Consider the following 15,430-nt stretch of genomic DNA (forward strand, 5'->3'; position numbering starts at 1 on the left):
CCATGTCGTTTGATCGGGTCCTGCGATGGGCTCTGGTTGCGATCGCAATCGCAGGATTGATCGCAGGTATTCTCGCGCGAGCCGCGGGCCGGCCTGATGTAGCCAACTTCGCCTGGGCGCTCGGCACGGCGCCCGTGATTGCGGGATTGGCGGTCTCGATCGTCAAGGATCTCTTGAGCGGCCGCGTCGGCGTGGACGCGATCGCGCTGCTGTCGATGAGTGCGGCGTTAGCGCTCGGACAGCCGCTCGCAGGCGCTGTCGTCGCGCTGATGTATTCCGGCGGCAACGTGCTGGAGGAGATCGCGGTCGCACGGGCGGAGCATGATCTGCGATCCCTGGTTGATCGGGCACCGCGCCAGGTCCATCGCAGATCCGGCGAGCGGATCGAGGATGCTCCGGTTGAAGACGTCGCGGTCGGCGAGGAGCTTCTGGTTAAGGCCGGCGAAATCGTGCCGGTCGACGGTGTGGTTGCGTCGGCCTCTGCCACCATCGACGAGTCCGCTGTGACTGGCGAGCCGATTCCGGCGGACAAGACACGCGGAAGTGCCGTTCTCTCCGGTTCTCTGAATGCGGGTGAGACCTTCCAATTGACCGTGACGGCGATGGCCAGCGAGAGTACTTACGCGGGCATCGTGCGCATGGTGACTGCGGCGCAGACTGCGAGAGCTCCCTTTGTGCGGTTGGCCGACCGCTATGCGCTGATCTTCCTGCCGGTCACACTCGTCATCGCCTTTGTGGCATGGCACATCTCCGGCGACTTGACCCGCAGCCTTGCCGTGCTGGTGGCGGCGACGCCTTGCCCCCTGATTCTGGCCGCACCCGTCGCCTTCATTGCCGGGGTGGCACAAGCGGCCCGCCGCGGCATCCTGGCCAAGGGCGGAAGGGCGCTGGAGGCGCTGGCCCGCGCGCACACCGTGCTATTCGACAAGACCGGTACCCTGACGGTGGGCGGGGCGCGGCTGCTGTCCGTAGAGGTCGCGCCGGGCGAGGATCCGGACGAGGTCCTCAGGCTCGGAGCGTCGCTCGAGCAAGCGTCGCATCATGTGCTTGCGAAGGCCGTCGTCGCTGCGGCGCTCGCCCAGGGGCTCGAGCTGAGGCCGCCGGAACATGTCAAAGAGATCATGGGATCCGGCCTCAGCGGCCAGATCGACGGGCGCCACGTTGTGGCGGGCTCGCGGGAAATGCTTCTCTCGCATGCCGATCTGTCGCCATGGGAGTTGCGAGCGATACGACGTGCCTCGTGGCGCTCGGCGCTGATCGTCTTTGTCGCGGTGGACGGCCGTCTGATCGGCGCGCTGCTGCTGGCCGACGAATTGCGGGCCGACACGCCACGCGCGATCCGGCTGCTGCGCGATGCCGGCATCGCGCGGATGGTGATGGTCACGGGTGATCGCGCCGCGGCGGCGCAGGCCATCGGAGCTGCGCTCGATCTCGATGCCGTGCTGGCCGACCGCGTTCCCGCAGATAAGGTCGAAGCGGTGCGTAGCGAACAGCGGCTGCATCCGACCATCATGGTCGGCGACGGTATCAATGACGCCCCGGCGCTGGCCGTGGCTGACACCGGGATCGCGCTCGGCGCGCGTGGTGCAAGCGCCTCCTCCGAGGCGGCAGATGTGGTGATCCTCACGGACCGGCTGGATCGGGTCGGCGAAGCGATCATCATCGCGCAGCGGGCGCGACGCATCGCCCTACAGAGCATCTTCGCCGGTATGGGATTGTCATTGGTAGCCATGGTCGCTGCCACCGTTGGCTGGCTCGATCCCGTGCCCGCCGCCATCGTCCAGGAGGTGATCGATGTTGCCGTCATTCTGAACGCGCTGCGAGCGCTCAATCCGCCTCTCGTCAGGAGTGGTCCGCGCCTCACCGCAGAGCAGGGGCTGACGTTGCATCACGATCATCAGGCCCTGCTCAGGGATCTCGACCGCTTGCGCCAGATCGTCGATGCGCTCGACGACGCGGTGCCCGAAGCGATCGCTGCCTTGATTGGCGAGGCCCATCGACTGGTCCAGAGCAGCGTCGTGATGCACGAACGCGAGGATGAAGACAGCGTCTATCCGAAGCTCACGGAGGTTCTGCGCGACCGCCACGGACTCTCCGCCATGAGCCGTGCGCATCGCGAGATACTGCATCTCGCGCGGCTGCTCGCCCGGATCGCGGAGGATCTGCCGTCAGAGAAGATCGACCGCTACCTCATTCGCGACGCCCAGCGCGTGATCGAGGCGATCGAGACGCTGGTGCGCATGCACACGGCCCAGGAGGAGGACATCTACGAGGCCGTGGCGGCATAGGACGCAGCGGCAATCGACCTCAATGCTGCAGCGGTTGCCAGCCGGCGTGGTCAAAATACTTGCCGTATTGAGCGAGCGCCCGCACGATCTTCATGGCTCCCTGATCGCGGCTGGTCCCGGTCTTCATCGTCGCCGCGCCATCGATGATCTGCTCGAGGACGAGGTGAAGCTGCTGATCGGCCTGCTCGGGCAGCTTGCAGTTTCCGACCACGTCATCGACCTGCGCCTGGATTCGCGTCGCCAAAGCCTCGTATTGCGCAGGCGTAAACACGTTGCTGTGAATGGGTGCCAGCGATTGCCTCATCGCGAGACTGATGTCGTCCATGCCGCGGCGCAAGACATCATCAGTCGGCCACTTCTTGCCGTGGTCGAGCTCCGGCCGGGCGGTCGTGGTTGGTCCTTCATGGCTGTGGGGTCCGGCGGCGAGAGCAGGCTGCCCCAGCACGAAACAGAGCGCGAGGACTGCCATCAGGAGTGACTTGGTTGAGATGATCACGGGACTTCCTCCGAAGAGCTCTTTGCCTTCAAGTGGGAGATTGCGACATCCAGGAGTTTGCGCTGGAGCAAAGTCGTGGACGGAATGAGCTGCGGCCCCGCGACGCAGGATGCGTCGAGCCAGCCATCGGGCAGTCGTCAGGCGGCTGCTTAGATGAGCCCGTGCAGCTCATCACGAGCAGGCTTGAGTCAGCTCAATGCAACGCAGCTCCATCGGTGGCCAGAGTGCGCCAAAATGCCCGTTTGAGCTTTTGCATGCCGTCCTTCCCTCGCGATGCTACGGCGCACCTTGAGGCTCTCGTCTTGCTGCGGCTGGTCCTGGCGATCGGCTGAATGAGCATGGCGATGATCCTTGCGCTGCGGTCCGGCGGGTTTCGGGGAAGCGCTCAGACGAGACCTCAGCGCGCACGGTTTCCCTGTCGAGAAGCGTTTCATCAGGAACTGTTCGCGATGCGATGATGAAAGTCGCGCGTGCATCCCGCTTCCCAACTTGCCCTGGCAGCCAGTCCCTGTAATCTGCGGAAAACAACAGGGAAGGAATCGATGGGAGGTGTTCTGGAGGGCGTGCGCGTGCTCGATTTCGGGCGCTATATCGCAGGGCCCTATTGCGCGACATTGCTGGCCGAATTCGGCGCCGAGGTCATTCGCGTGGAGAAGCGCGAGGGCAGCGAGGATCGGTTCGTCGCGCCGGTCGGCGAAGGCGGCGAGGGCGCGTTGTTCCTCCAGGTCAACCGCAACAAGAAGTGCATCACGCTCGATCCGATGAAGCCGGAAGGGCAGGAGGTGATGCGCCGCCTGGTTGCGACCGCGGACGTCGTCGTCGCCAACCTGCCGCCGCAGACCCTGCGCGCGATGAAGCTCGACTACGAGTCCCTGAAGGCGATCAAGCCCGACATCATCCTGACGACCGCAACCGCGTTCGGCGGGCCGGGCCCCTGGTCCGACCGGGTCGGCTTCGACGGCGTCGGGCAGGTGATGTCGGGATCGGTCTACATGACCGGCACTGGCGATCCGCCTTACCGGGCCGCGGTGAACTGGGTCGATTTCGGCACCGCGCTGCACTGCGCGTTCGGCACACTCGCCGCGCTGATCGAGCGCGGCAAATCGGGGCGCGGGCAGATCGTCGAGGGCGCGCTGCTCGCAACCGCGCTGTCCTTCACCAACGCGACGCTGATCGAGCAGGCCGTCATCAACGTCAATCGCGTGCCGACAGGCAATCTCGGCCAGACCGCAGCGCCCGCCGACATCTACCGCACCCGGGACGGCTGGGTGCTGTGCCAGGTCACCGGGCATCCGCTGTTCAAGCGCTGGGCGCGACTGATGGGCGAGGAGGAGCTGTGGCTGAACGATGCCCGCTTTGCCGACGACATCAGCCGCGGCAATAACGGCGCCATCATCAGCGAGCGGATGGCGCGCTGGTGCGCCGAGCGCACCACGCAGGGAGCCGTCGATGCGCTGGGCCAGGCCATGATCCCGACCGGGCCGGTCCTCTCACCGCAACAGGCGCTGGATCATCCGCACATCCGTGCCGCCGGCTTCATGCAGGACGTCGATTATCCCGGCCTGCCGAAGCCCGCCCCGGTGACGCGTGCCGCCGTCCGGTTGTCGGAAACGCCGGGCGAGATCGCAAGCCGCCCGCCGACGCTCGGCGAGCATACGGATCGCGTTCTCGCCGAGCTCGGCTATGATGCGGCCGCGATCGCGGCGCTTCGGCAAGGCGGTGTCATCTAGAGCAGTTGCTTCAACGCCTTGGCGTCCGCGGGCGCCGCGCTCTTCTGGTCGTTGTCGAAATAGACATAGACGTCGCAGCCCTGCCGCTTCCACGACTTGATGCGCTTCGCCCATTGCGCCAGTGCCGCCCTGGTATAGTGCCCGTGATAGCGCCCGCCCGGCCCGTGCCCGCGCACATAGACGAAATCCGCCGTGCGCTTCCATGGCGCGGGCGCATCGTGATGGTCGGACAGGCAAAGCGACATGTTCTCGTCGGCCAGCATTTTGAGGATGCGCGGCTGATACCAGCTCGGATGCCGGAATTCGAAACTGTAACGCCGTTTCCGCGACAACAGCTTGAAGAACGAGGCGAGGCGGTCTGCGTCCACCTGGAATTGCGGCGGCAGCTGGAACAGGATCGGACCGGCCTTGCCGCCAAGCCGTGAGATACGGTCCTCCAGCAGCTCGAGGCTGTTGACCGAGCGCTCCGACAGGCGCTTCCAGTGCGTGATGAATTTCGACGCCTTCCAGGCGAAGACGAAATCGCGGCCGGTCTGCTCGCGCCAGCCTTTCACCGCGTCAGGCGTCGGCGTGCGGTAGAACACGCCGTTCAGCTCCGTCGTGTCGAATTGTCCGGCGTAATAGCTAAGCTGCTGCTTCAGCGTCACGCCTTCAGGGAAGAACGGGCCGCGCCAGGAGTCGTAATGCCAGCCCGAAGTTCCGACCAGAACGCGCGCCATGGTTTCCGTGCCCTCGGTTGCCTTTGCCGGAAAGGAACGTCCAGACAGCCGATACGTTGCTGGTGAACCCGCCAACGCAAGGACCGGAACCGATGTACGCGCTGTTCGAAGGCAACAAGCAGATCGGCGATCCCTTTCCGACCGAGAAGGAGGTGTGGGAAGCCGCCTTGATCGAAGGCCTCGTGACCGACGTTCCGGTCGCAGACGAGGAGGGCGGCCGGCTTCTCCCTGCCGGATATCACGTGGCGCCCGTCGAGGAGACGTTCGCGCCGCGGTCGGATTGGAAGCTGCCGCGCGAGATCTCGTGAGCTAGTTCGACGCCAGCGCCGTCTTGGCGACTTCCGCCATCCAGCCGGAGGCGACGGGCAGGATCGCGTCGTTGAAATCGTAGCGCGGGCCGTGCAGCTCGGCGCCGTCGCGCAATTCGCCATTGCCGATCCAGACGAAGGCGCCCGGCCGCTGCTGGAGATAGTGAGCAAAATCCTCGCCGGCCATGCTGGGCGCGAGATCGCGCCGTACCTCAGCCTGCACCTTCTCGGCGGCGATGCGCGCAAGGGCGGCCTCATCAGGCGTATTGACCACGACGCCGACGCCCATCACGATCTCGGGCGTGACCTTGACGCCAAAGCTGGTCGCGATGCCGGCGCAGGTCCGTTCGATGCCGTCGAGGATGACGTGCTTGACCGCCTCGCGATGGTACCGCAGCGTGCCGCGGATGGTGACACGTCCGGCGATCTGGTTCGGCGCGGTGCCGCCCTCGATGGTGCAGAGTGACAGCACGGCGGTGTCGAGCGGATCGACGCCGCGCGAGGCGATCGATTGCAGCGCCACGATCAAATGACCGGCCGCCATCACCGGATCGCGCGTCAGATGCGGCATGCCGGCGTGGCCGGCGTGGCCCTCGATGGTGATGGTGATGCGTCCGCCGGAGGCCATGACGACGCCGTCGTGCACGGCGATGGTGCCGGCGGCAAGGCCCGGCCAATTATGAAAGCCGAACACGCGTTCCATCGGAAAGCGGTCGAACAGCCCGGCCGCGACCATCGCGCGCGAGCCGCCGAAACCTTCCTCCGCCGGCTGGAAGATGAAATCGACCGTGCCGCTCCAGCTGGTATCAGCGGCGAGCAGCGCGGCGGCACCGAGCAGCGAGGCGGTGTGCCCGTCGTGGCCGCAGGCATGCATCACGCCTGATGTCCTGGAGGCGTAGGCAAGCCCGGTATCTTCGGTGATCGGCAGTGCATCCATGTCGGCGCGCAAGCCGACGCGGCTGCGCGCATGCCCGCGCGTCAAGGTCGCGACGATGCCGTGGCCGCCGATGCCCGCCTCGAAGGGAATCCCGAGCTCGATGAGCTTGTCCTGCACGAAGGCGGCGGTCTCCTTCTCCTGGAGCGACAGCTCCGGGTGCGCGTGGAGGTGCCGGCGCCACGCGGTCAGTTTCTGGTGCAGCTCGGGTGTCAAGGCAGGGGATCTTTCGCAAGGTGGTGGTTGCCGCCACCATAGCGGATTATCCGTGGCCTGCATCAAGCACGTTGGAATGCCTCGCGTGCAGCAACGCGCTTCGTCGGCGTGAGATCAGGTTCGACGGTGCCGCGGGGAAAGGTGCGCCCCTCTCCCGCTTGCGGGGGAGGGTCGGGGTGGGGGTGCCTCCGCGGTGGGATTCCCAACGAGGAAAAAGCCCTCACCCGCGCCCTTCGGCGCGACCTCTCCCGCAAGCGGGAGAGATTAGGACACCGAGTCTAAGGCGCCAGCTTCGCCAGCCCCGACCAGTCGAAGCTGATGCCGTGCCCGGGCCGGTCCGGCGCCAGCGCCTTGCCCTCCTGCAGCACCAGCGGGTGCTCGATGTACTTGTCGAGCCCGAAGCCGTGCGCCTCCAGATAGGATCGGTTCGGGCAGGCCGCGAGCAGGTGCACGGTAATGTCGTGCGCGCCGTGGCTTGTGACGGGCAGGTTGAACGCTTCCGCCAGCCGCGCGATCTTCATGAAGGCGGAAACGCCGCCGCAATTGGTGACGTCAGGCTCGGGATAGGACACCGCGCCACTGGCGATGTAGCTCTTGAACTCCCACAGCGAGCGCAAATTCTCGCCCGCCGCGATCGGCACGCCGCCTGCTTGTAAGATGCGCGCGTGGCCGGCGACGTCGTCGGGGATGATCGGCTCCTCGAGCCAGGTCAGGTCGTAAGGAACGAACGCCCGGGCGGCGCGGATCGCCTCTTCGACCGTCCATTTCATGTTGGCGTCCACCATCAGCGGGAAACCGTCGCCGAGATGCTGGCGCATCGCGGAGACCTTCGCGACGTCGGATTTGAGATCGGGCCGGCCGACCTTCATCTTGATGGCGCGAAAGCCCTTGGCGAGATTGCCGTCGGTCTGCTTGAGCAGCGCCTCCACGGAGAGATCGAGGTCGATGCCGCCGGCATAGCACGGCACGCGCGCGTCGAACCCACCGAGCAATTGGTACAGCGGCAGCTTGGCGCGCCGCGCCTTCAAATCCCACAGCGCGATGTCGAGCGCGGAGAGCGCCAGCACCACCGGCCCGCCACGGCCGCCATAATGCAGCGCCCACCAGACGTGATGCCAGATCGCCTCGGTGTCGTTGGCCTCGCGTCCTTCGATCAGCGCGGGGATCTCGCGCTTGAGGATGTCGGCGACAGCGCCGCCATTGCGCCCGACCGTGTAAGTGTAGCCGACGCCCTCGGCGCCGTCGGCATCGCGGATGCGGCAGGTGATCAGCTCGAACGCCGCGATCTCGCCATGGGTGGAGTCGGACAGCGTGACGGGGAGGGGGATCCGGTAGAGCCCGGTCTCGATATTTGCGATGTGCGGCATGTGGCCTCCCTTCTTGTTCTTGTTTCGTAGGGTGGGTTACGCCAGCGGACTGCGCTTCGCGCAGCCCAGGGCTAACCCACCGTACAGACCGAACTCACCGCATCGTCGCAAGCTGCACGGCCAGCGCACACGCACGGTCGTATTCGTCGAGATTGATCCATTCGTCGATGGTGTGGGCCTCGTTCTGGCCGGCGCCGAAGGTCACGGTCGGAATGCCGTGGCGGACCATCCAGTTGGCATCGAGGCCGCCATTGGCGGTGCGGACGTTCGGCGTGCCGCCGACCGCGGATACGGCCTCGACCGCGCGCTTGATGACGGGCTGGCTGTCCTTCATGCGGAACGGATAATAGTCGGTCTCGGCCTTGAACTTGACCTTGCCGGACTTGCCTTGCGCGTTCGTCACCTTCTTGGCCGCCTTCTCGAACGCGGCCTTGTAGGCCTTGGTGATCTCCTTGAAGAACTTTCCGTCATGGCTGCGGCTTTCGCCGCGGACATGCACGTAGTCGGTGACGACATTGGTGGCATCGCCCGCGGGGCGGCCCTCGCCGCCGGTGACGGGGCCGACATTGCTGGTGCCTTGCTGCTTGCCCTTCACCACCTTGCCGAACCAGCCGCCGGCCTTCACATCTGCAAGAGCGAGCGCCATGATCATGGTCGAGGAGATGCCGCGCTCCGGCGCGACGCCGGCATGCGAGGCGCGCCCCATAATCTCGACGGTCCAGCGGTCGGCGCCGACCGCGCCGATCACGACGTTGGAGGCCGAGCCGCCGTCATAATTGAAAGCCATCACGGGCGAGCCGAGCTCGTCCAGCTTGACGTGGCGCGCGCCGTAGAGCCCGCTCTCCTCGCGCACGCAGAACAACAGCGTGATCGGCGGATGGTCGAGCTTGTGCTTCTCGAGCTCGGCCGCCAGCGTCACCAGCACGCCACAGCCGCAGCGATTGTCGCCGCCGAGCGCGGTCTTGGCGGAGTTGACGATCTTGCGGCCCGATTTCTTCGGCTTGGCCCCAGCACACAGCGGCACGGTGTCCATATGGGTCATGAACATGATGCGCGGCTGGTTGTGCAGCGCGCCACGGCCGGGCAGGTCGACGATCAGGTTGCCGGTCTCGGTCGGCACCGGAATGCGGGTGTTGGCATCGTCGAGCCGGATCGCCTTCGCCGCCACGCCGCTCTCCTTCAATGCGGCGGTGATCTCACGCCCGATCGCCGCCTCCTGTCCGGTCACGCCCTCGACGGCGAGGAAGCGCATGAGGCGGTCGGTGGCGGCTTTGGTGTCAACAGGCATGAGTTCATTCCCTTGATGCGCGATGCTTGTCAGCATCCCTTGCAGCGCGCCGTTGTGCAAGGCGGCCGCGACGCATGAGGGACGGCGCTGCGTTGCCATGCGCGCATGGTCCCGCAGCGTCGCGCGAACACAATGTGTCCGGATGTTGCTGTCAGGTGACAGCGTCGGCTGCGATTCGCTTCTAACTTAAGGGTGTTTCTTGGCGCCGCGGCACGCCGATACTTGCCGAAATGTTGGGGACGACGATGCGGATCGCGGCCATTGCCGGAAGTGCCTTATTGTTCGGTGTCGTGGCGGCAAATGCCGCGGATATGGCGGTCAAGGCGAGACCCGTGCCGGTCGCTGCGCAGATCTCCAGCTGGACCGGCTTCTATGTCGGCGCCAATGTCGGCGGCGCCTGGACACCCCGCACCGGTGACAGCGATTTCGGACCGCTGTTTCCCGCTTTCGGCGTGCCGCCCCCGGTCGCACCCGTGCTGACGATTGTTCCCGAACAGAGGGGCATCATTCCCGGTGACGGCCGCCACAGCGGCGTCATCGGCGGCGGCCAGATCGGATACAATTGGCAGGTCCAGCAGTTCGTGCTCGGCGTGGAAGCCGACGCGGTCGGCACCGGCTTGAGCGGCAGCAGCGGCAGCGCTTCGCGTACCTTCGGCGCCCCGACATTTGCGCCGCCGGTGACGCAGACCGTGACCGTCGATTTCGGTCATATCGACTGGATGGCCACCTTCCGCGGCCGCGCCGGCGTCACGGTGGACCGTGCACTGTTCTACGTCACCGGCGGCGCCGCCGTCGCCGAGATCGGCGGTTCCAGGACCACCGTCGTCAACGGCCCGGGCATCGGCATTCCGGCGGGAACGTTCGCGGCAACGAACGGCTCGACCACGCGCTGGGGCTGGACCGTCGGCGGAGGCATCGAGTGGGCGTTCACCCCGAACTGGAGCCTGGCCGGCGAATATCGCTACACCGACTTCGGTCGCCGCAGCGTCGCCTTCACCGTTCCCGATGGGTTCGGCGGCGTTTTCGCGACGGGGACGTCAAGCTCGCGGCTGACCGTCGAGCAAGCGACCCTCAGGGTCAATTATCGCTTCGGCGGGCCGGTGGTCGCCAGGTACTGAGCTTGGTCGCGGGGATGCTCTGAGAGCGTGGAAGGATGGGGTTGAGCGAGGCGCTCAGCCGGTCCCGCGTAGCGGCAGCGTGTAGGTCAGGAAGACCAGCACGCCGATTGCCAGCATTGCTGCCATGAACAGCAGCACCGCCGGCAATCCCGCGAGCGCCGCCACCGCGCCGGTCACCGACTGCACCAGCGCCGCGCCGAGGAAGAAGGCGAGGTTCACGGCCGCCAGCGCTTTGCCGGTAGTCTGCGCGTCGACCAGCTGCCGCGACATGCCGAACAGCAGCGGCTGGGCGGAGGTCGCAAGGCCGATCAGCACAAACAGAACGAGGTCGTATTGCGGCGGCATCACGGGCACGCCGAACAGAACGGACACGGGGTAATGCGGCGCCCCGAGCGCCATCAGCGCCAGCAGCACCGCCCCGGCCATATGCGTGCCTGCCACCAGCGCGCGGCGGCGGCCAAGCCTGCGGTCGATCATGCCGATGCACAGGGGCCCGGCGATCATCGCCAGAGTGAATGCGCCGAGCTGATTGCCGGCCTCGACCCGCGACAAGCCCTTGACGTCCATCAGCCACGGCCCGCCCCACAGGCCGCGCAGCACCAGCGAGGTTGCCAGCGAAACCAGCGCGAGCGCGATCAGCCCGCGCAACGGACGTGATAGGCCGAGCCTGAGCACCTCGATCATCTGCGACAACGGAGAGGAATCGTCCTTGTGCTCGGCCGGCTGCTGCGGCACCAGCGCGAACACGGCGAGCGCGACTGCAACGCCGCCAGCCGCGGATATCCAGAACCCGGCGCGCCAGCCGTAAGCGTCGACCACGAAGGCGAGCGGGCTCGACGACAGCAGCATGCCGATATTGCCGATCGAGAGGATCGCGCCCGACCACAGCCCGAAGCGGCCCGTCGACAATTGCTTGGCCGCCAGCGTCATCGGGCACATCAGCATGCCGGACGTGGCAACGCCCAGCATGAACTGCCCGACCGCAAAGCTCGCAGCCCCCGTGGCAAAGCCCGACGCCACCGCGCCGAGTACGGTTCCCGCAAGCAGGCTGAGCGACACCGGCCGCACGCCGAAGCGATCCATCGCCGCGCCGACCGGGATCTGCGCTGCGGCAAAGGCGAAAGGATAGATCGAGGTGAGGCTGGCGAGAGCTTGCGGCTCGATGTGGAAATCCGCGGCCATGAGGTCGAGGCTGACGGCGGGAATAGTGCGCAACAAGGTCGAGAGCATATGGCCGCAGGCGAGCGCGAGAAGTGCAAAGATCAGCGTGCGGGTGGCGGTGCCCGCGTCGTCGGTGGTGGCCATGAGCGTCCCGTCCCGGAAGGTTTGGATGGGCGTACATGATGACGAGGCGGGCGCCAATGGCGGCAGCGCGACCCCCTCATTCCGGATTGTGGCGTCTCGGGATCAGCGCGCGGAAAGACGAGATACAGGCAGCCGGCGGTTCGCATCGTCAGTGATGGGCAAGATGGAGCCGAACTGATTTCGCCAGCTGCCGACCCAAGCGATGTCAGTTGCCATGCCGGCCCTCCTACGCTCGCGCACTCGGCATCGCGCGCAGCCGGCGCAACCTGCTCAGCTCCTTCGTTGCGTCCTTCATCAGGCCGTCAGCGGCCTCGCGTTCCTGGCCGACGACGACGCCCGATGCGAAAGCCTGGGCGCGGCGGTGTGCAGGTGGCGCCGTCAGCGCCGCCTCCGTTGCCAGCTCGCGGTGCGCCATGAAGTCGTTCAGCGATCCGAGCGCGGATTGAATCTGCTTCAGGCGGTCGGACAGGGCTGCAAGCTCCTTGCGGTCGCGATCTGCGTAGAGGCTTTCGAAGAAATCGACGGCGTAGCGGATCTTCTTGACCTTGATCCGCAGCTTGTGGCGCTGCATCGGATCCAGGTCGTGCAGGCGCTTGCCCTCCTTTCGCGCCTTCCTGATGCGCCGGTCGAGCAACGCCGCGGCGTAAGCGGCGATCGAACGGTCATCATCGCCGTGAGGCCGTCCGCTTCCGATCCACTCGATCACGTCGATCAGCAGGCGGCGGTAAGGCGCCGACATGACCGCATCGCGTGCCCGCTCGAATGCCGCCACCCGTTGCCGGGAGAACCTCTTGCGGATCGCGCGGGCGCCGCGTCGCGGCACGTCCCGTTCGGTGATCGGCCGGATGCTCTCGTTCAGGAATACGTCGATTTCACGCGCCGGCGCCAGCTCGCTCGTGAGCCATTTCAGCTCGGCCTTGATCCGCGCGGTGCTCGCCCGTGGAAGGATATCAGCGAACAGCGAGATGGCCGCACGCAGACGCCGCAAGCCGACCCGCATCTGATGAACCCCTTCGGCGTCCATCTCACGCACCGGATCGGCATTCGCTGTGACCTGACGCAACGTCGAATGCGCGATGACGCGGAACGCCTCGCGCGGTGAGAGTCCGTCCTCCAGTGCGATCGGCTCGGCGTGCTGTGCGCCGCCGCCACTGCCGGCGACGAGCAGGTAGCCGCGCTCGGATTTCGAACGCAGATCGAGCTCCGCCCCGGTTTTGCGTTCGAGATCGCGGGCAAGGCGGAACAGGTCCGCGACATGCCCGGACTTCAGTTCCAGCTCCAACTCGGCAACGGGCCGCGACCGGTGACCGGCGCTGATGCGGCCACGGTCGACCGCCAGTTCGATCTGGCTCTTCCGGACGCGTCGCGCCTGCGCCAGGCGATGAATGTCGGTCTGGAAGACCGGCTTCAGCTTGCGAGGAAGCTTTCGCGTCGCAAGATCCCGGAGCGGCGTGTGTCCCGTCTTCTTCAGGTCGGGACGTGCACCGGAAACCTCGTGCTCCCATTCGCCCCGCTTCACGCCATCCGTGCCGCCGGCTTTCACGGTCTGCACGTAGCGCCCCTCGATCTTGCGGACGCGCAGCGTCAGGCCATGGCGCCTGAGCTTGTGCTTGGTCGTATCGTAGTAGGTCGACACGAGCGACTGCTCGGACTGGTCGCCGCGCCGCCCACTCAAACCGCCCGTCCGCAACACTGACGACAATTTTCGCGCCGCAACGCGGAATTTAAGTTCCGTTTCGGAGGCCATGGCGAATTCTTTCGTTTGCTGAATTCAAAGTGGTGCCGGCTCGGGAAGTTCCGGGCCGGCCAGCTTTTCAACCCGCACGCTGCTGCGGGAGCCGCAAAGGCACGGAAACTTCACGCGATTGAAGGCAACGCCATGAACTGAAGCGGCGCCCTGGGCCGAACCAACGCAATCGCGATCCTCGTCACCGTTCGCGCGTACGGACCAGGCCGGCCGCCAGAGATTGTTCCCGGGAAAACGTGGTATCCTGCGGAACAGGGAGAACCCCGATCTGCGGTTGGCGGCGGCCATGTCTTCGTCCGAGAGTCCGAGTAAAACGACCAGTGAGGCGGCCCGCCGCGAGCGGAGAAGAAGCAATTCCTTACTGTTGGTCCTCGCCGTTGGATTTCTCATTTTTGCCGCCGCAGCGGGCGCGCTCTATTATGCGTTGCGGCCGGACGTCCTCCGGATCGCCGTTGGACCGCCCGGCAGCGATGACGACAAAGTCATTCAGGCGATGGCCGATGCCTTCGCGAGCGAAAGCCGTACTGTCAGGCTGCTTCCCGTCAAAACCGACGGGGCGGTGGAGTCTCTCGCCCTGCTTGGGGCAGGCAAGGCCGACCTTGCCGTCGGCCGCGGCGATCTGGACATGCCCGCCGAGGCACAGACCGTCGCCGTCGTGCGCAAGAACTTCGTCGTGCTGTGGACTCCGTCTGGAGCTGCCGGCAAGAGCTCGAAAAGAAAGCCCGCGCCGAGAATCAAGGAGGTCGCCGATCTCGCAGGGCGCCGTGTCGGCGTGATCGGCCGGACCCCGGCAAATGCCGCATTGCTACGCGTCATCCTGAGCGCCTCCGGAGTGGAGGCGGACAAGGTCGTCGTGACACACTTCGGCACGGACCAGACCGAGGAGCTGGCACGCGATCTGACCATCGATGCCTTCATGGCGGTCGGGCCGCTCGACAGCAAAATCACGTCCGATGCCGTGGCTGCAACGGCGCGCCTGCGCGGCGAGCCGAGGTTTCTCGCCATCGAGACATCGGAAGCGATCGCCCTGAAGCATCCGCGGTATGAATCGGAGGAAATTCCGCCCAGCGTCTTCAAGCCGGATCCGGCCTGGCCGGGTGACAAGGTCGAAACCGTCAGCGTCAGCCACCTCATCGTCGCGAGAAAGTCCCTGCCTGAAACGACAGTCGCCGCCTTTTTCCGCCAGCTCTTTGCCGTTCGCCAGGCGATTGCAAGACAGGTCCCAGGTGCTGCGCATATTATCAAGCCTGATGTCGACAAGGACACGGAGCTACCGGTGCATCGGGGAGCGGCGGCTGTCATCGACGGCAACGAACGTACCTTCCTCGACCGATACGGCGATTACTTCTGGTTCGGGCTGCTGCTTCTTTCCGGGATCGGCTCGGCCGCCGCCTGGTTGCGTCGCTATTTGAATCGCGACGAAAGAGAGGAAACCAACGACCATCGCAAGAGAATCCTGGCCATGGTGTCCAGCGCGCGAACCGCGGGATCGAGCCAGGAGCTTCTGGTTCTGCAGCGCGAGGCCGACGCCATCATAGCTGAAACGCTCGAATGCTACGACGACGGCGCTATCGAGGAGGAGGAACTCGCAGCATTCGGTCTGGTGCTTGGCCTGTTGAGCAGCGCCATCGCGGAGAGACGAGCCGCGCTGCAGCGTGCCAACTTCGAAACCGTTCGAGGCGCGGCGAGCGCGCCGCGAGGATGAGGCGCCCTCTGAAGCTGCCGCTGTCGATCTGTGCGACGCATCGGCCCGCAAATGCCAACGGATCGAGGGGAGGAGCCGCCTGGATCAACTTCTGCTTGTGTGCATGGGCTTCCGGCGCGGTCGAAGTTCTCCGCCCCGACTACACATCCTTCTGTCGATCGTGACGCTCTCGTCGCCGTTTCGCTTATTCCATCATTCGGTGCCGGCGC

General features: G+C 65.9%; 13 protein-coding genes. 5 read left to right on the forward strand and 8 right to left on the reverse strand.

Annotated features, from left to right (window positions below):
* Positions 1–2 precede the first annotated feature (2 nt).
* On the forward strand, positions 3–2,288 hold the full coding sequence (locus tag GGD61_RS25425; protein WP_183231481.1) for a heavy metal translocating P-type ATPase: 2,286 nt from the start codon (positions 3–5) through the stop codon (positions 2,286–2,288).
* Between the two features lie 19 nt (positions 2,289–2,307).
* Here the strand turns inward: GGD61_RS25425 and GGD61_RS25430 are convergent, their stop codons facing one another.
* Positions 2,308–2,784 (reverse strand): hypothetical protein, encoded by a 477-nt coding sequence (locus GGD61_RS25430; RefSeq protein ID WP_312012736.1) that lies wholly within the window; start codon positions 2,782–2,784, stop codon positions 2,308–2,310.
* Positions 2,785–3,326: 542 nt separating this feature from the next.
* Here GGD61_RS25430 and GGD61_RS25435 point away from each other — a divergent pair.
* On the forward strand, positions 3,327–4,514 hold the full coding sequence (locus GGD61_RS25435) for a CaiB/BaiF CoA-transferase family protein (protein ID WP_183231482.1): 1,188 nt from the start codon (positions 3,327–3,329) through the stop codon (positions 4,512–4,514).
* On the opposite strand, the gene GGD61_RS25440 is transcribed toward GGD61_RS25435, so the two are convergent.
* Positions 4,511–5,233 (reverse strand): DUF72 domain-containing protein, encoded by a 723-nt coding sequence (locus tag GGD61_RS25440; protein WP_183231483.1) that lies wholly within the window; start codon positions 5,231–5,233, stop codon positions 4,511–4,513. The two genes, GGD61_RS25435 and GGD61_RS25440, sit on opposite strands and share 4 nt — an antisense overlap.
* Before the next feature lie 92 nt (positions 5,234–5,325).
* Between GGD61_RS25440 and GGD61_RS25445 the strand changes: the two genes are divergently transcribed.
* On the forward strand, positions 5,326–5,541 hold the full coding sequence (locus GGD61_RS25445; RefSeq protein ID WP_018322666.1) for a hypothetical protein: 216 nt from the start codon (positions 5,326–5,328) through the stop codon (positions 5,539–5,541).
* Between the two features lies 1 nt (position 5,542).
* Here the strand turns inward: GGD61_RS25445 and GGD61_RS25450 are convergent, their stop codons facing one another.
* The 3 genes from GGD61_RS25450 to GGD61_RS25460 all read right to left on the reverse strand — a co-directional run bounded on the left by GGD61_RS25450 (position 5,543) and on the right by GGD61_RS25460 (position 9,346).
* The gene (locus tag GGD61_RS25450) at positions 5,543–6,691 is read right to left on the reverse strand and encodes an amidohydrolase (protein WP_183231484.1); all 1,149 of its coding nucleotides are present in this window, start codon (positions 6,689–6,691) and stop codon (positions 5,543–5,545) included.
* A gap of 278 nt (positions 6,692–6,969) precedes the next feature.
* Entirely contained in the window at positions 6,970–8,058 is a 1,089-nt protein-coding gene (locus GGD61_RS25455) for a mandelate racemase/muconate lactonizing enzyme family protein (RefSeq protein WP_183231485.1), read from the reverse strand.
* Positions 8,059–8,152: 94 nt separating this feature from the next.
* Positions 8,153–9,346, reverse strand: a complete 1,194-nt coding sequence (locus GGD61_RS25460) for a M20/M25/M40 family metallo-hydrolase (RefSeq protein WP_183231486.1) — start codon at positions 9,344–9,346, stop codon at positions 8,153–8,155.
* 245 nt (positions 9,347–9,591) lie between these two features.
* Between GGD61_RS25460 and GGD61_RS25465 the strand changes: the two genes are divergently transcribed.
* Positions 9,592–10,464, forward strand: a complete 873-nt coding sequence (locus tag GGD61_RS25465; RefSeq protein ID WP_246786039.1) for an outer membrane protein — start codon at positions 9,592–9,594, stop codon at positions 10,462–10,464.
* A 54-nt stretch (positions 10,465–10,518) separates the two neighbouring features.
* Here GGD61_RS25465 and GGD61_RS25470 read toward each other — a convergent pair whose 3' ends face one another.
* The 3 genes from GGD61_RS25470 to GGD61_RS25480 all read right to left on the reverse strand — a co-directional run bounded on the left by GGD61_RS25470 (position 10,519) and on the right by GGD61_RS25480 (position 13,804).
* Complete coding sequence (locus GGD61_RS25470) at positions 10,519–11,769, reverse strand: MFS transporter (protein WP_183231488.1); 1,251 nt, start codon at positions 11,767–11,769, stop codon at positions 10,519–10,521.
* Between the two features lie 226 nt (positions 11,770–11,995).
* Positions 11,996–13,516 carry a CYTH and CHAD domain-containing protein gene (locus GGD61_RS25475; protein WP_183231489.1) on the reverse strand — a complete coding sequence of 507 codons (1,521 nt, stop codon included), beginning with the start codon at positions 13,514–13,516 and terminating at the stop codon, positions 11,996–11,998.
* Between the two features lie 24 nt (positions 13,517–13,540).
* Positions 13,541–13,804, reverse strand: coding sequence for a hypothetical protein (locus GGD61_RS25480; RefSeq protein WP_183231490.1), 264 nt, complete (start codon positions 13,802–13,804; stop codon positions 13,541–13,543).
* On the opposite strand from GGD61_RS25480, the gene GGD61_RS25485 reads away from it, so the two are divergent.
* A complete protein-coding gene (locus tag GGD61_RS25485) occupies positions 13,803–15,221 on the forward strand; it encodes a TAXI family TRAP transporter solute-binding subunit (protein ID WP_183231491.1) in 1,419 nt (472 codons plus the stop codon). The two genes, GGD61_RS25480 and GGD61_RS25485, sit on opposite strands and share 2 nt — an antisense overlap.
* The last annotated feature ends 209 nt before the right edge of the window (positions 15,222–15,430 follow it).

The sequence above is a fragment of the Bradyrhizobium sp. SBR1B genome (assembly GCF_014198205.1).
Classification (GTDB): domain Bacteria; phylum Pseudomonadota; class Alphaproteobacteria; order Rhizobiales; family Xanthobacteraceae; genus Bradyrhizobium.

Bases quoted from the DNA above. Each gene is read 5' to 3' on its own strand.
- GGD61_RS25475 (WP_183231489.1), bottom strand. From the start codon at position 13,516: ATGGCCTCCGAAACGGAACTTAAATTCCGCGTTGCGGCGCGAAAATTG.
- GGD61_RS25480 (WP_183231490.1), bottom strand. From the start codon at position 13,804: ATGGCCGCCGCCAACCGCAGATCGGGGTTCTCCCTGTTCCGCAGGATA.
- GGD61_RS25485 (WP_183231491.1), top strand. From the start codon at position 13,803: ATGTCTTCGTCCGAGAGTCCGAGTAAAACGACCAGTGAGGCGGCCCGC.
- GGD61_RS25455 (WP_183231485.1), bottom strand. From the start codon at position 8,058: ATGCCGCACATCGCAAATATCGAGACCGGGCTCTACCGGATCCCCCTC.
- GGD61_RS25470 (WP_183231488.1), bottom strand. From the start codon at position 11,769: ATGGCCACCACCGACGACGCGGGCACCGCCACCCGCACGCTGATCTTT.
- GGD61_RS25445 (WP_018322666.1), top strand. From the start codon at position 5,326: ATGTACGCGCTGTTCGAAGGCAACAAGCAGATCGGCGATCCCTTTCCG.
- GGD61_RS25460 (WP_183231486.1), bottom strand. From the start codon at position 9,346: ATGCCTGTTGACACCAAAGCCGCCACCGACCGCCTCATGCGCTTCCTC.
- GGD61_RS25435 (WP_183231482.1), top strand. From the start codon at position 3,327: ATGGGAGGTGTTCTGGAGGGCGTGCGCGTGCTCGATTTCGGGCGCTAT.
- GGD61_RS25465 (WP_246786039.1), top strand. From the start codon at position 9,592: ATGCGGATCGCGGCCATTGCCGGAAGTGCCTTATTGTTCGGTGTCGTG.
- GGD61_RS25425 (WP_183231481.1), top strand. From the start codon at position 3: ATGTCGTTTGATCGGGTCCTGCGATGGGCTCTGGTTGCGATCGCAATC.
- GGD61_RS25440 (WP_183231483.1), bottom strand. From the start codon at position 5,233: ATGGCGCGCGTTCTGGTCGGAACTTCGGGCTGGCATTACGACTCCTGG.